At 45.5% G+C, this 15,530-nt stretch carries 10 protein-coding genes and 1 pseudogene; 3 read left to right on the top strand and 8 right to left on the bottom strand.

The window, feature by feature from the left end:
* Window positions 1-118: 118 nt before the first annotated feature.
* The 3 genes from rlmD to srfP form a co-directional block, all read right to left on the bottom strand.
* Window positions 119-1,504, bottom strand: a complete 1,386-nt coding sequence (rlmD, locus tag NST79_RS03760) for a 23S rRNA (uracil(1939)-C(5))-methyltransferase RlmD (RefSeq protein ID WP_212060012.1) — start codon at window positions 1,502-1,504, stop codon at window positions 119-121.
* A gap of 309 nt (window positions 1,505-1,813) precedes the next feature.
* Window positions 1,814-2,725, bottom strand: coding sequence for a diacylglycerol kinase (locus tag NST79_RS03755; RefSeq protein ID WP_003233894.1), 912 nt, complete (start codon window positions 2,723-2,725; stop codon window positions 1,814-1,816).
* A 323-nt stretch (window positions 2,726-3,048) separates the two neighbouring features.
* On the bottom strand, window positions 3,049-6,207 hold the full coding sequence (gene srfP / locus NST79_RS03750) for a surfactin resistance protein SrfP (RefSeq protein ID WP_014479080.1): 3,159 nt from the start codon (window positions 6,205-6,207) through the stop codon (window positions 3,049-3,051).
* Between the two features lie 131 nt (window positions 6,208-6,338).
* Between srfP and NST79_RS03745 the strand changes: the two are divergent.
* Window positions 6,339-7,209, top strand: a pseudogene (locus NST79_RS03745) (TetR/AcrR family transcriptional regulator).
* A gap of 14 nt (window positions 7,210-7,223) precedes the next feature.
* On the opposite strand, the gene gatB reads toward NST79_RS03745, so the two are convergent.
* From gatB to gatC, 3 genes are read right to left on the bottom strand one after another with little or no spacing between them, the layout of a single operon-like run.
* Complete coding sequence (gene gatB, locus NST79_RS03740) at window positions 7,224-8,654, bottom strand: Asp-tRNA(Asn)/Glu-tRNA(Gln) amidotransferase subunit GatB (RefSeq protein ID WP_003219444.1); 1,431 nt, start codon at window positions 8,652-8,654, stop codon at window positions 7,224-7,226.
* Between the two features lie 13 nt (window positions 8,655-8,667).
* Window positions 8,668-10,125 (bottom strand): Asp-tRNA(Asn)/Glu-tRNA(Gln) amidotransferase subunit GatA, encoded by a 1,458-nt coding sequence (gene gatA / locus NST79_RS03735; protein WP_003233901.1) that lies wholly within the window; start codon window positions 10,123-10,125, stop codon window positions 8,668-8,670.
* Between the two features lie 15 nt (window positions 10,126-10,140).
* Window positions 10,141-10,431, bottom strand: a complete 291-nt coding sequence (gene gatC, locus NST79_RS03730) for an Asp-tRNA(Asn)/Glu-tRNA(Gln) amidotransferase subunit GatC (RefSeq protein WP_003219442.1) — start codon at window positions 10,429-10,431, stop codon at window positions 10,141-10,143.
* 413 nt (window positions 10,432-10,844) lie between these two features.
* On the opposite strand from gatC, the gene opuE reads away from it, so the two are divergent.
* A complete protein-coding gene (gene opuE, locus NST79_RS03725; RefSeq protein WP_003242814.1) occupies window positions 10,845-12,323 on the top strand; it encodes a proline transporter OpuE in 1,479 nt (492 codons plus the stop codon).
* Between the two features lie 105 nt (window positions 12,324-12,428).
* Window positions 12,429-13,127 (top strand): MgtC/SapB family protein, encoded by a 699-nt coding sequence (locus NST79_RS03720; RefSeq protein WP_010886431.1) that lies wholly within the window; start codon window positions 12,429-12,431, stop codon window positions 13,125-13,127.
* A 37-nt stretch (window positions 13,128-13,164) separates the two neighbouring features.
* On the opposite strand, the gene NST79_RS03715 is transcribed toward NST79_RS03720, so the two are convergent.
* Together NST79_RS03715 and NST79_RS03710 are read right to left on the bottom strand one after the other, a co-directional pair.
* Window positions 13,165-14,175: a phosphotransferase enzyme family protein gene (locus NST79_RS03715; protein WP_015252640.1), complete on the bottom strand. Its 1,011-nt coding sequence runs from the start codon at window positions 14,173-14,175 to the stop codon at window positions 13,165-13,167.
* Window positions 14,176-14,336: 161 nt separating this feature from the next.
* Window positions 14,337-15,527, bottom strand: coding sequence for a CamS family sex pheromone protein (locus NST79_RS03710; protein WP_003242795.1), 1,191 nt, complete (start codon window positions 15,525-15,527; stop codon window positions 14,337-14,339).
* Window positions 15,528-15,530: the final 3 nt, after the last annotated feature.

Below are 15,530 nucleotides of genomic sequence, written 5' to 3'. Positions count from 1 at the left end.
CCTCACTTGAGTGGCATATATCTAAAATTAGTGATCTAACTATAAAATTATTCAAGAAAAACCATGCAGTTTAGCCTTTCCAGTTATAACAATCAAAAAAGACAACAACCCCCAAGGGTTAGTTGCCTTCTCTAAGTTTAAGCACAGCCACACACTCCACATGATTCGTATGCGGAAACATATCCACAGGCTGCACTTCGAGCGTCTGATACCCGCTATCCTCAAGCACCCGCAAATCTCTCGCAAGCGTCCCCGGATTACAGGACACATACACCACCCGCTTCGGCTTCATCTCCACAATCGTCCGCAGGAGGGCTTCGTCGCAGCCTTTTCTTGGCGGGTCGACGACTAGCGTATCTGCTGTGATGCCTTCTTCGTACCACTTTGGAATCACGGTTTCCGCTTCTCCAACAGCAAACTCTGCGTTTGTGATGCCGTTTAATTCTGCGTTTCGTTTCGCATCTTCAATTGCTTCCGGTACAATCTCTACACCGTACACTTTTTTCGCCTGCTTTGCCAGAAAGAGAGAAATTGTACCGATGCCGCAGTAGGCGTCGATGACGGTTTCTTCACCTTGAAGCTCCGCGTATTCCAGCGCTTTGTCGTAGAGCACCTTTGTTTGCTCCGGGTTCACCTGATAGAACGATCTGGCGGAGATGGCGAATTTGACGTCTCCGATGAGGTCGTAGATGTATTCTTCGCCCCAGATGACGTTTGTTTCGTTGCCAAAAATGACGTTTGTTTTGTTTGGGTTGATGTTTTGCACGATGGATTTGACGTGCGGGAATTGCGCTGTGATGTCTTCGATGATCTTCGCTTTGTGCGGAAAATCGTTCGTTCTTGTGATGAAGACGATCATCATTTCGCCCGTAACAACGCCGTATCTGACCATGATGTGTCGGAGCCAGCCTTTGTGGCGTTCTTCGTTGTAGGCTTTGACGCCGTAGTTTGCGCAAATGTCTTTGACGGCTTGGACGGCTTCGTCGTTTTTGGATTGCTGGATCAGGCAGGCGCTCATATCGATGATGTCATGGCTTCTTTGCTGATAAAATCCGGCGACGAGTCCGCCTTCCCGTTCTCCTACCGGCACCTGTGCTTTGTTTCTGTAGTTCCACGGGTCTTCCATGCCGAGTGTCGGGTGCACGGTGACGTTTGAAAGGTCCAGCTTGCCGATGCGTTCTAAGACGTCTTTGACTTGTTTCTGTTTAAACAGGAGCTGGCCTTCGTAGGTCATGTGCTGAAGCTGACAGCCTCCGCATTGTTTGTAAATCGGGCATGGGGCGTCCGTTCTATGCGGGCTCTCTTCCTTCAGCTCAATCAAGCGTCCGAAAGCAAAACCTTTTTTGACGCGTGTCACTTTGATTTGCGCTTTTTCCTCCGGCAGGGCGTTCGGCACGAAGATCGGGAAGCCCTGTACCTTTGCGACACCCGCTCCTTCATGTGTCAAATCCTCAAATGTCACGTCGTAGTATTCATTTTTTTCTACTGGGGGTTTCATTTTCATGTATGTTCACCTCTTGTTTTAAGCGAAAGAAAAACTTGGCCTATTCAAGCCAAGTTTCAGCGTGTAGGCAAACCTTCGCATTCGTTGTCAGTCCTGTGCTTCGGTGCTCACGTAAAAAGACCAGCGGCTAAAAACTAGAGCGTCCTGCTCAAACGCCGCTGTCACCGCATCCTGCGGAAGTACGCTCCAATGCTCGTCCTTCCTAGACTTCAAAGGTTTTCAATCACGCTGAAAAGATGACAAAATCCTAAAACGAAAACTGTTTTAGGATTTTGTCAACATTCTGAGCTTGGCTTACAAAGCCAAGTTTTAGTCATCCAGCTGTTCCGCTTTCTCCTTCGGCATGACGACGTGAATGTGCCGGTACAGATTCACGAATTCGCCCGGCAGCATGCCGCCGTACTCGCCGTCCAGGTTCAGCTGCATCTTTTCTGATACATTGACTTTCACGCGGTTCGCTTTTGTATAAATAATGTGCTGGTCGTTGATATGTTCGCCGCGAAGCGCCATCGTAGCGACCCTGATAAATTCAGCAAGGTTTGCTTTCTTTAATATCATCAAATCAAACATGCCGTCATTCAGGCTGGAATCCGGCGCGAGCTTTTCGAACCCGCCGACGGAATTTGTCAGCGTGACCAAAAACAGCATGATTTCACCTTGAAACAGCTTGCCGTCATATTCAATCTCGACTTCTGTCGGACGAAGTGAAGGCAGCATTTCCATTCCTTTTAAATAATAAGCAAGCTGGCCGAGCATTGTTTTGAGTTTGCTTGGCACGTCGTACGTCAGCTCGGTCAGACGGCCTCCTCCGGCGATATTGATAAAATACTGGCCGTTGACCTGTCCGATATCAATCGGGCGGGCGACGCCGTTAATGACCGTATCTGCCGCTTTTAAAATATCCTCTCGCGGAATGCCGAGCGCTCTGGCGAAGTCGTTCGTTGTGCCGACAGGAATCACACCGAGTGTCGGACGATTGTCTAAAGGCGCAAGCCCATTGACGACCTCGTTGATCGTTCCGTCCCCGCCTGCCGCAATGATTAAGTCAAACTCACGCAATGCCGCTTCCTTGGCGGCGTGCGTTGCGTCTCCCGCGCATGTCGTGGCATGGGTGGAGGTTTCATAGCCGGCTTGTTCAAATTTTTGCAGGACCTGGGCAAGATGCTTTTTAAAGATCTCCCGTCCTGAAGTCGGATTGTATATTATGCGTGCACGTTTCATTATCTCATCATCCTACTTAAGAGTATCCGATCCATTTTTACACTAACAACCTTTAATTATACTATGAGTTAAAAAAATCGCAACAAAATGTACATAATCTTACAGGTGAAAACGCACAAAAGCTCAAAACTGATTCTTGTTTTGAGCTTTTGTCATCCTTAACATTCTTTCAGCTTGATTGAAAACCCTTGTAGTCTAGGAAGGGGGAGCATTGGAGCGGAGCGAATGTAAAATTCGTGAGCACCGACGCGCAGACCTGACAACGAATGCGAGGGTTTTTCAACAAGCTGAAAGCCTCAGCAGAGCTGAGGCTTTTTGTTTTTTTACTCTTCTTCCGTTCCCGGTTTTTTCTTGCGGAACTTCGCCAATACTTCATATACGATTGGCACGATCAGGAGTGTCAGAAGTGTTGAACTGATCAAACCGCCGATAACCGTGACGCCGAGTCCTTTTGAAATGACCTGGCTTCCGCCTTCGAAGCCGAGGGCTAATGGAATCAAGGCGCCGATTGTCGCAATGGCTGTCATCAGGATCGGACGGAGTCGTGTAGAGCCGGCTTCCAGGAGCGCTTCTCTCGTAGACAGGCCTTCCGCTTCCTTATGAATCACGCGGTCAATTAAGACAATGGCATTCGTGACAACGATACCGATCAGCATGAGCATACCGATCATGGCGTTCAGACTGATCGTTTCACCTGATACGTAAAGTCCGACCAGTGCACCGATGACTGTGAACGGCAATGAGAACAGAATCGCAAATGGCGCTAGTGCTCCACCGAAGGTAATCACGAGCACAAGGTAAACGATCGCTATTGCTGCCAGCATCGCTAAACCGAGCTTCGTGAAGGAATCAGCGATATCCGCTGATACGCCGCCTGTGTCAATCGATACGTTATCAGGGTGGTCTAGCTTATCAATTTTCTTCTGGATAGCAGCTGATACGGCTGTGACGTTGTCAGAGGTAACCTCACCTGTGACATCTGCATAGACTTTTCCGTCACGTTTTGACACGGTATCTGATGTTGATCCTTCCTTCACTTTTGCCACATCGCCGATTTTGACTTCCTGGCCAGTCGCGGAAGTGATCTTTTTATTCTCTAAATCTTTCACACTCTTATACTCGTCTTTTTCTGTCTTAATGTTCACATCAAGCTCTTTGCCGTCTTTTTTCACTGTTGTGAGCGGTTCTTGTGATGTTTGTGACATTAAGGCCTGAGAAATTTGAGACGCAGTTAAACCGAGTTTGCTTAGTTTTTCTTGGTCAGCGACAAATGTGTACTCATCATATGTGCTGGAAAGGCCTGAGTTTACGTTTTTCAGATCCTTTTCATCTTTCATGATTTTTTCAATGTCTTTGACCGTGTCTTTAATATCGTTTTCAGAATCGCCATACACATAGTATGTTAATTCGTTGTTATTGCCTGAAGAGCTGAAGTCCTGTGACTTCCATTCTCCGCGGTCAGATTGCTTTTGGATTTCCTTCAGAACGTTATCTTTTTCTTTATCAAAGTCAGGTGTGTCGCTTTCATATTTGATATAGAATAACGCACCGTTAGAATCTCCTCCGGCAAGCGGGCTGCCAGAGCCTAATGAATACTGAACCGTATCGACATGCTTGCGGTCAAGCAGGATTTTTTCCGCTTTTTCAGCTTCATTTTCGGCTTCTTTTTTCGTTTCACCCGGTTCTGGGCTGTATGTGAGCTGCATCGTTTTTTCTTCCTCGGACGGCAGGTAGCTGGCACCGATTAGCGGTACAAGGAACAAGCTTCCAAGGAGCATCAGAACAGCGATGATAGACGTGATCCATTTGTGGCTCAGCGCCCAGTTCAATACTTTTTTATAGATGTTTGCAAGTCTGCCAGGTTTGTGTTCTTTCGCTTTAATCGGCGCACCCGTTAATGATTTTTTGAACAGGCTGTGTGCGAGCATCGGCACAAGCGTGATTGAAATCACCAGGGATGCGGCAAGCGCAAAAACAATCGTTAAGGCAAATGGAATAAACAATTCACCGATTTGTCCGCCTACAAGTGCGAGTGGCAGGAATACCGCGATTGTCACAATCGTTGATGACATGATCGGTTTAAACATTTCCTTCGTCGCTTCACGAACCAAGGCTTTTCCGCGGAGCGGCTCATCTTTGAGTCTCATGCGGCGGTAAATGTTCTCGATCACAACGATGGAGTCATCGACTACACGTCCGATGGCAACGGTCATTGCGCCGAGCGTCATAATATTCAATGTGATATCAAGCTGCTGCAGCACAAGGAGTGCGATCAGCAATGATAATGGAATTGAAACAACAGAAATTAATGTTGATTTGATATCTCTTAAGAATAAGAGAATAATCACAATCGCAAAAATAGCACCGAAGATGGCTTTGCTTAACATCGTGTCAACTGACTGTGTGATCGGCTCCGCCATGTCGAGAGTTGCGCTGTAATTGAAGCCTTTATGGTCTTCTTTGAACTTCTTCAGCTCAGCTTTGACATTGTCGGCAACCTCTACCGTATTCGCATCGTTTGCTTTGACGATATTGATGCCGATGCTGTCTTTGCCATTTGTGCGTGAAACAGATTCAGCTTTTTTCACATCTTTAATTGTAGCAATGTCAGAAAGCTTGACTGTCGGCACTGCTGTGCTTGCGCTTTGCTGCGCCTGTGCTGCCGCTTGTGCGCTTTGGGCTGCTTGAGCACTCTGCGCACCCGCTTGAGATGCTGCGCTGCTGCCTGCACTTGAAGCAGATGCCGTCGGGATTCTCATATTCTTCAAATCTTTAATTGTTTCAATATCGCCGCTGACGACGACAGATTTTTCTTCATTTCCGAATGTGTACAATCCAAGCGGAGTTGTCACATCTGAACCTTGAATCACTTGCTTGACTGTATCTTCATCAAGGCCGTATTCCTTCAGTTTGTCTTCTTTGAAAGAGAATTCAACCTCTTCCACCTGCTGGCCTGATACTTGGACGGACGCAACGCCTTCTATGCCTTCAAGTTTAGAAACGAGGCTGTCCTCCACTTGTTTCGTCAGCTCTTGCAGATTATCTTTATCACTGGACACGCTCAGCGTCAGAATCGGGAATGAGTTCAAGCTGTAGCGTGAAATCTCCGGATCTTTCGCGTCATCAGGCAGGTTGACGTTTTCTAACGCTTCAGCTGCTTCTGTTTTCGCTTTGTCCATATCTTTCTCATAATCATATTCAATCATGACCGACGATGCGTTTTCATAGGACGTCGACGTCACAACGCTGACACCGTCCAAGTTCTGTACGGCTTGTTCAACCGGTTTGGTCACTTCATCAGCCACTTGGCTTGGTGTTGCACCCGGATATGTCGTGCTGATCGTCAAGTAAGGCATGTTCACGTCAGGAATAGACTCTTGCTTCATATTCATACCCGCATACAAGCCGGCTGCCGTTACAATAATCGTCATCAGCCATACGGCGAATTTGTTTTTCAGAACGAAATTAATAACGTGGTTCATCATATCCTCCATTACATTTTTTATTGACTGACTGGTCATTCTATATAATACTAAACGTTATAACGCAACAACGTCAACTCATATACCAGAAAATTTTACTAAATTTTTCAAGGATTAAGGGGAAGCACGTCATGAATGAAAAAAAAGAGAGAATCATAAAAACCAGCATTCGTTTATTTGCGAAAAAAGGATTCGCAGCTACGACGATCCAAGAAATCGCCAGTGAATGCGGCATTTCGAAGGGCGCTTTTTATTTGCACTTCAAATCGAAAGAAGCGCTGCTGTTATCTGCCTGTGAATATTATATCGGTATGTCTATGAACAAAATGAAAAATATAGAAGAAGATCTCGCCGGAAAGCCCCCTAAGGAAGTGTTAAAAAAGCAAATTGGCGCTCAATTTGAGGATTTTCGCGATCATAAAGATTTTATCGTTCTTTTGCTTACCGAAAATATCATTCCGGAAAATCAAGAAATCAAGCAATACTTTTACAAAGTAACCATGGAGACGGATAAGCTGTACCGGAACGCCTTGCTGGTATCCTATGGCGAAGGAATCGAGCGGTATGTCGCAGATCTGTCCATCATGGCAAGAGGCATTGTGCATTCCTATATGAACGTGATGGTATTTAACGGTGAGCTTAATATCGATGCAGAAGAAATCTCAGCCTTTATTATTGAGAGACTGGATGATCTTGTACAGGGGCTGAGCCGTTCTGCACTCAATCCGATTGTATCAAAAGACATTTTCAACCCGATGCCTGCGGGAAAAGACCAGCTGCTTGAGGACATTCAGAAAGTGAAAGAAAACAGCACGCTGCCCGAGGATATCACCGTGTCACTTGATGTTATCGAGGAAGAATTGACTCAGGATAAACCGCGCAAGCCGATTATTAAAGGCATGCTGTCCAATTTGACCGGAACCAACGACAAAGAAGTTGAAAGGCTTCGGGCCCTCATCTCTGTCTTTATCTCAATTTGACCATAAAAAAAGCAGCCTCTAAGGGCTGCTTTTTTATTAGCGTTTTTTAATTTCTTCAAGCAGAATTTTGTTGACCATCGGCGGGTTGGCTTGTCCTTTGGACGCTTTCATAATCTGTCCGACTAGGAAGCCGATCGCGCGGTCTTTTCCGTTTTTAAAGTCTTCGATTGATTGAGGATTGTTGTCAAGCGCCTCAGTGACAAGCTTCAGAAGCACGCCTTCGTCAGAAATCTGAACAAGGCCTTTCTCTTTCACAATCTTCTCAGCGTCGCCGCCTTTTTCAATCAATTCTTTAAACACTTTCTTCGCGATCTTAGAAGAAATGGTTCCTTTTTCAATCAATTTGATCATGCCGGCAAGGCCTTCAGGTGTCAGGGCAACATCGGCAAGCTCTTTTTGCTCAGCGTTTAGGTAAGCTGACACTTCACCCATCAGCCAGTTAGACGCTTGTTTGGCTTCAGCGCCTTTTTGAACGGTTTCTTCGAAGAAATCAGCCATTTCTTTTGTCAGCGTCAGAACCATCGCGTCATATGCAGGCAAGCCAAGCTCTTCGATATAACGCTTGCGGCGCTCATCCGGAAGCTCAGGAATGCTTGCTTTTACGCGTTCCTTCCATTCATCATCAATGTAGAGCTCGACTAGATCCGGCTCTGGGAAGTAACGGTAGTCGTCAGATCCCTCTTTGACACGCATAAGAATGGTTTTCTTCGTTGCTTCATCATAACGGCGAGTTTCTTGCTGGATGACGCCGCCGGAAAGAAGAACCTGCTCCTGGCGTTTTTCTTCATGCTCAAGGCCTTTTTGAACAAACGCAAAGGAGTTCAAGTTTTTCAATTCTGTTTTTGTGCCGAATTCCTCTTGGCCGATCGGACGAAGAGAGATATTGGCGTCACAGCGAAGTGAGCCTTCTTCCATTTTACAGTCAGAAACGCCTGTATACTGGATGATGGATTTCAGCTTTTCAAGATACGCGTACGCTTCTTCCGGCGTGCGGATATCCGGCTCTGATACGATCTCAACAAGCGGCGTTCCTTGGCGGTTGAAGTCAACAAGAGAATAGCCGTCGCCCGTATGCGTCAGTTTTCCGGCATCTTCTTCAAGGTGAAGGCGCGTGATGCCGATGCGTTTTGTTTTTCCGCCGACTTCAATTTCGATCCAGCCGTTTTCGCCGATTGGCTTATCAAATTGAGAAATCTGATACGCTTTCGGGTTGTCAGGATAGAAATAGTTTTTGCGGTCAAACTTCGTATCCGTTGCGATCTCACAGTTGAGCGCCATAGCGGCTTTCATTGCGAATTCAACGGCTTCTTTGTTCAGAACAGGCAGGACGCCCGGATATCCGAGGTCAATAACGCTTGTCTGCGTATTCGCCTCCGCGCCGAATGGCGTTGGAGAGCTTGAGAAAATTTTTGATTTTGTTTTTAACTCAACGTGGACTTCAAGTCCGATTACCGTTTCAAAGTTCAATTCTTTTCACCCCTTACAGTTCAGGTTTTGCTTTATGATGGTCTGTCGCTTGTTCAAATGCATGAGCAACGCGGTATACAGTGCTTTCATCAAAGTGTTTTCCGATGATTTGCAGGCCGAGCGGAAGTCCGTCTGCTAATCCGCATGGCACGCTGATTCCCGGTACGCCGGCAAGGTTGACCGGAATCGTTAAGATATCGTTTGCGTACATTGTGAGCGGATCCTTCGTGTTTTCACCGATTTTAAACGCAGGTGTCGGTGTAGTCGGTCCAACAATAACATCATATTTTTCAAATACGTCCTCGAAATCCTTCTTAATCAACGTACGCACTTTTTGCGCTTTTTTGTAGTACGCATCGTAGTAGCCTGAGCTTAAAGCAAACGTTCCGAGCATGATGCGGCGTTTGACTTCATTTCCGAAACCTTCAGCACGCGTTTGCTTGTAAAGATCGATCAGGTTATCCGCATTGTCTGTGCGGTAGCCGTAGCGGATGCCGTCAAAGCGTGCAAGGTTCGCTGACGCTTCAGAAGATGACAGCAGGTAATATGTCGCAAGCGCGTATTTACTGTGCGGAAGAGACACTTCTTCCCATGTAGCGCCGAGGCCTTCAAGGACTTTTAGCGCTGCCAGGACAGATTCTCTCGCTTCTTTGCCGACACCTTCACCAAGGTATTCTTTCGGAACGGCGATTTTCAGCCCTTTGATGTCGCCAGTTAATGAAGAAAGAAAATCAGGCACGTCCACATTTGCACTCGTGGAGTCCATTTTGTCTACGCCGGAAATCGCTTGAAGTAAAAACGCGTTATCCTCAACCGTACGTGTAATCGGTCCGATTTGGTCTAATGAAGACGCAAATGCGACCAGGCCGTAACGAGATACACGTCCGTATGTAGGTTTTAATCCGACAACGCCGCAGAAAGATGCCGGCTGACGGATGGAGCCGCCTGTGTCAGATCCAAGAGAAAACGGAACTTCTCCCGCAGCAACCGCAGCCGCAGATCCGCCGCTTGAACCGCCGGGAACTGTTTCTAAGTTCCAAGGGTTTTTCGTCAGCTTGTAAGCTGAGTTTTCGGTAGATGATCCCATGGCGAATTCGTCCATGTTCAATTTTCCGATTGTGACCGCTTCAGCGTCTTGAAGGCGCTGAACGACAGTAGCGTCATAGATCGGATCAAAGTTTTCGAGAATTTTGCTGGAGCATGTTGTGCGCAGCCCTTTTGTTACGATATTATCTTTTACGCCGATCGGCATACCGAAAAGAAGACCGTGCTCAGAACGCCCGTCAACCGCCTCATCAAGCTCCTTCGCGTATGCGCGCGCTCTTTCTTCATCTAATGCCAAAAAGGCTTGTACCTTATCATCAACCGCTTGGATGCGTTTATAAGATTCATCAACCAGATCAGAAATCTTAATTTCTTTTTTATGTATGAGCTGTTTTAATTCTGTGATTTTATGATCAAATAATGACATTCTTGTGTCCCTCCTTTAGTCCAGAATTGATGGCACACGAATATAGCCGTCTTTATGGTCAGGCGCATTTTTCATGACATCCTCAACCGGAAGACCTTTACCCGCTTCATCTTCTCTCATGACATTTTTCATTTTCAGCACGTGAGTTGTAGGCTCCACATTGTCTGTGTTAACCTCATTAAGCTCCTCGGCAAATGAAATGATACTGTCGAGCTGTTCAGTGAACATTTTTGCTTCTTCTTCAGTAATTGCAAGTCTTGCAAGGTGCGCAACGTGCTTTACTTCTTCTATTGAAATTCGTGACATATGATCCACCTCCACATATTTCTCCGTTAAGTCATATAATACTGATCATATCAAAAACAAGCCCTTTAAAGCAACAAAACGCCTTAAGACAGGCCTGTGTTTTCGAAACAATACCCTATATATTTTATACTAAAATGAGGCGAAGGAGAAACGAAATATTTTTCTGAATATTTTTACTTTAATTATTTTTTGAAAGCGTTTTATTCTTTATTCCCTTCTAGGTTTGCAACGGTATTTCTCGCTCATGATCAATGTTTCATCGCTTGAATGGCCGGGAATACTTTGTTAGGTTAAGTTACCAAGTGCACCCGCAAAAGAATTTCTTTTGTTTTGCACTTACGCCAGGCTGCTTAACTGGCACCATCAATTTGAGAGGTGATGCAACATTATTAGAAATGAAGAGAGGGTAAAACGTGAGTATTGAAATTATTATATCTTTAGGAATTTACTTTATTGCCATGCTGTTAATCGGCTGGTATGCATTCAAGAAAACCACTGACATCAATGATTACATGCTTGGAGGAAGAGGCCTCGGACCATTCGTTACTGCTTTGTCTGCCGGTGCGGCCGATATGAGCGGATGGATGCTGATGGGTGTTCCCGGCGCGATGTTTGCGACAGGGCTGTCCACCTTATGGCTTGCTTTAGGTCTTACAATCGGGGCGTACTCAAATTACTTGCTGCTGGCTCCAAGGCTGCGTGCTTATACAGAAGCGGCGGATGATGCGATTACAATTCCTGATTTCTTTGATAAACGATTCCAGCATTCTTCATCACTGCTGAAAATCGTATCTGCATTGATCATCATGATCTTTTTCACATTATATACCTCTTCCGGTATGGTATCTGGCGGACGGCTGTTTGAATCTGCTTTTGGTGCGGATTACAAATTAGGCTTGTTTCTGACCACTGCAGTTGTCGTGTTATACACACTGTTTGGCGGTTTCCTTGCTGTCAGTCTGACTGACTTCGTGCAGGGTGCGATCATGTTTGCAGCACTAGTGCTTGTGCCGATCGTTGCTTTTACCCATGTGGGCGGCGTTGCTCCGACTTTCCATGAAATCGACGCTGTTAATCCACATTTATTGGATATTTTTAAAGGCGCGAGCGTCATTAGCATTATTTCCTATTTAGCCTGGGGGTTGGGCTACTACGGCCAGCCTCATATCATCGTCCGATTTATGGCCATTAAAGACATTAAAGATTTAAAACCTGCACGCCGAATCGGCATGAGCTGGATGATCATTACAGTTCTAGGTTCCGTGCTGACGGGTTTAATCGGTGTTGCATACGCCCATAAATTCGGAGTTGCTGTAAAAGATCCGGAGATGATTTTCATTATCTTCTCTAAAATCTTGTTCCACCCATTAATTACAGGGTTCTTATTGTCAGCTATTTTGGCTGCAATCATGAGTTCCATCTCCTCGCAGCTCTTGGTCACAGCAAGTGCTGTAACAGAGGATTTATACCGGTCATTTTTCAGACGAAAAGCTTCTGATAAAGAATTGGTCATGATCGGGCGATTGTCCGTCTTAGTCATTGCCGTTATCGCGGTACTCTTGTCATTGAACCCGAACAGCACCATTCTTGATTTGGTCGGATACGCTTGGGCCGGCTTCGGTTCAGCTTTCGGACCTGCGATTCTGCTCAGTCTATATTGGAAGCGAATGAACGAATGGGGCGCGCTTGCTGCCATGATTGTCGGGGCTGCGACCGTGTTGATCTGGATTACAACCGGCCTGGCAAAATCAACCGGTGTGTACGAAATCATCCCTGGGTTTATTCTCAGTATGATTGCCGGCATCATTGTCAGCATGATCACAAAACGTCCTGCAAAAGCCTCTTACCGATTATTCGGTGTCATGGAAAAGCTGTTAAAACGCAAAAAGTAAGCAATAAGCCATCAAGCGCAGCTTGGTGGCTTTTGTGCTCTTGTTTTGCTATAAATACTGTGAGAAAATCATATTTATTTAAAAACACCATAGAGAAGGGGGAAGTTGCTGTTGAGCTGGTATATTGATCCTGATATTTTATTGAAATTGGGCATTGCCACATTGATTGGCATGGTCATCGGGCTTGAACGCGAATTAAAAAATAAGCCGCTCGGATTAAAAACCTGTATTGTCATCGCAGTCAGCTCATGCATGCTGACGATCGTCAGTATTAATGCGGCATATCATTTCCCTAAATACTACCGCATCATGATGGATCCGCTTCGTCTGCCGGCACAAATCATCTCCGGCGTCGGGTTTATCGGAGCCGGTGTCATCCTGCGAAAAAGCAATGATGTCATTTCCGGCCTGACAACATCGGCCATGATCTGGGGGGCAGCGGGGCTCGGGCTTGCTACGGGAGCAGGTTTTTATAAAGAAGCGTTTGCCAGTCTTCTGTTCATCCTGATCAGCGTGGAATTTCTCCCATGGGTGGTCAGAAAAATCGGCCCCGACCGCCTGCAGGAAAAAGACATCCGCATCAGAATGTCACTTTCTGATAAAGACAAAATGACAGAGATTTTAAAAGAAATGAAAAGAAGAGATATCAAAGCACACTCCGTTCGGATCGACGACCTAGGCGAAAAGGATTTTCCAATTATGGAAGTGAAGGTCCGCGTCCATAAAAACAGATACACGACCGATGTCTACTATGACATTAAAGCCATTGAAGGCGTAGTCGGCGTGAAGTGTGATACATTATAAAAGCCAATGGGACTGGAATCCCATTGGCTTTTTCTATCTACACCAGTGCTGAAAAATCAAATGCTGTAATCGGCGTGCCATTCTCTATATCGTTTCTGAAACCGGCCAGCATTTCTTTTTCCTCTTCTCCTATTGTGTTAAGGTCAAACATCTGGTGCAGCAATCCGTAAATCAGCATATGGCGAAGGCGGAGGAAATCAGGTATTATCATCAGCCATGCAGGGTCAAGCTCATTTTCCTCCCAGTACCCTTTCATAAAATGCGTCATAAATTCTTCTGTAAACGCAGCTTTATCATCATATGGCACAACAGGATACCACAGGACATTGTAGAGAAGAATGCTAATATCGTTAACAAACCAATTGTAGCCGATATCATCAAAATCAAATGCCGTGATTTTGCCATGATCCCAGTTAAAATTGCCATGGTGCAGATCCGCATGCACCAAGCCGTAGCTGTCCTGGCTTTTCGGGAGCCTCCGCAGTTCATTCATCAAAGAATCGGCTTGCTGAAACACCTTTATCTGATCTTCAGGCACATATTTTCTCAGCTTTAATTGCTCCTCTTCATCCCATTCCTGTCTTTTGAAAGCGGGATTGCTCAATTTGTAGCTTTTTGTCAGGCTGTGCATGCTGCCTGTGTATCTGCCAAGCTCATAAAATAGCGTTTCATTCCAGTCCGATTCATCCACTTTTTGCCCCGGCGCTTTCTCATACACTCTCAATAAAAATGACCCGCCGTTTCCGTCCGGCACTGCTTCTACGTCTTTTCCGTTCAGCGACGGGAGCGGTTTGGCTACTGAAATTCCCCCTATTGCAAGGTGACGGAGCCATTCCATCTCTCCCATTATATAATCAGAAGATCTCCGAATCGTATGGGTAATCTTTAATATATAAGGTTGATTGTCTTTCATACATTCATATACATAGTTTTCCGCATCAGCCAGAAAACGCACCTGATCTTTTGAGAAACCGTATCTCGCTGCAGCTTCTGCCAAAACCTGCTCTTCATGAAATATTTTTTTGATATCTTTATGCACGTCTAACATCCTTTCATTGCTATAGATTTGATAATGATTGTTTTCACACGATTTCCAGCATCAACATACCTCCCCTTGATTTGTGTTTCGGCAGAAGTGGAAACATTTTCCCTTTTCCTGTTAATTGTAACATAAAAACCCTTGTGCCAATATGGCACAAGGGTCTTCTGTCAGTCATAAATGTGAACAGTCGGCTCTTTATCTCCGGCATTGCGGATAATGACCGCTTCCTGTCCGTCTGAGGACGTGATATTGACTTCGACATCAACTGAGCTCTTAGAGTAGTAGTCCATCACTTCACCCGTTAAGAACTGGGTAAACGCGACAACTTCACTTTTTCCGTAGAATTGCATTGGTATGTCAATCTTCATTTTCTTCATTTCATCATTTTCATACAGCGCTGTACCGACAACGCCTGTATAGTTCGGGAAGTATTCTTCAATTGAATTTTTAAACCGCTTAAAGACCTCGGTGTCATCCGGGTATTTTTCTGCTGTGGTTGTATCCGCCGGATAGAATACATATTTTTCATTGATGTCATCCCAATTTGAGATATCGGTAGAGCCTGCTTTGACCTCTGTTTTGGCGATGAAGTTCCCCGGCACAATCGATGTTTTTGACGCCTGCTTATAAAGCGCGACGGTAATCGGCACATTCTTCAAATTATCTTTTTTGCGGAGGCGGTTAATAACCTCCTGTGCAATTTTTTCTCCCTGCTGGCGAAGCGTGCTGTCTTTAATTTCCACTTCTTTTTGCGGGTCGCCAGTTTTTTCACGATAGTAATACACTGAGTTTAACGCCAGTCCGATCATGACGCCGCCAAGCTGGATAGAATTCTTGTCTTTTCTGACTAAATAATCGTGCTCAAGCATGGATGCTAAATAAATTGGGCTGCTTTCGTTCTTTTCTTCTGTTGAACCAGAGCTTGGGAGCGCCGGGTTCAAGCCTTCATTTTTGAAGTTTTTATCTTCTTTTTCGGCTTTTTTCAAATCAGAGCCCGTTTTTTTCCGTGCCAGCCAGCTTAATACTGTATCCTCATCTAAATATTGTCCTTCTTGGAACAGATAATCGTCAGTCGAGAAAGAATCTTGGGCAAGACGCATCAGCCCTGTTTCAAACTCGTCAATGTCCAGCCTAGTATTCAGCTGTTCCGTTGTTAAGCCACGCGCTTTGCCTGCCTTAAACGGCAGCACCATTTTGTAATAGGAGTCAGAGATATTATATTTCGGGACAATCGCTTTTTCTGATGATTTCGCCGTCTTTTGCGTAATCTCTTCCTCCTTCTCCCCCCCAAAACCTGACGAGCAGGCAGACAGCATTAATACTGCCGCCGTTGCCGCCAATGCCAACGTCTTTTTCAATAG

The sequence above is a fragment of the Bacillus sp. PS196 genome (assembly GCF_037963555.1).
Classification (GTDB): Bacteria; Bacillota; Bacilli; order Bacillales; family Bacillaceae; genus Bacillus; species Bacillus subtilis.
The sequence above is the reverse complement of the archived record's forward strand: the minus strand, read 5'-3'. Positions and strand labels throughout refer to the sequence as shown.

Excerpts from the sequence above, each read along its gene's own strand:
- NST79_RS03715 (WP_015252640.1), bottom strand. The coding sequence starts at position 14,175 with ATGTTAGACGTGCATAAAGATATCAAAAAAATATTTCATGAAGAGCAG.
- gatC (WP_003219442.1), bottom strand. The coding sequence starts at position 10,431 with ATGTCACGAATTTCAATAGAAGAAGTAAAGCACGTTGCGCACCTTGCA.
- NST79_RS03755 (WP_003233894.1), bottom strand. The coding sequence starts at position 2,725 with ATGAAACGTGCACGCATAATATACAATCCGACTTCAGGACGGGAGATC.
- srfP (WP_014479080.1), bottom strand. The coding sequence starts at position 6,207 with ATGAACCACGTTATTAATTTCGTTCTGAAAAACAAATTCGCCGTATGG.
- rlmD (WP_212060012.1), bottom strand. The coding sequence starts at position 1,504 with ATGAAAATGAAACCCCCAGTAGAAAAAAATGAATACTACGACGTGACA.
- gatA (WP_003233901.1), bottom strand. The coding sequence starts at position 10,125 with ATGTCATTATTTGATCATAAAATCACAGAATTAAAACAGCTCATACAT.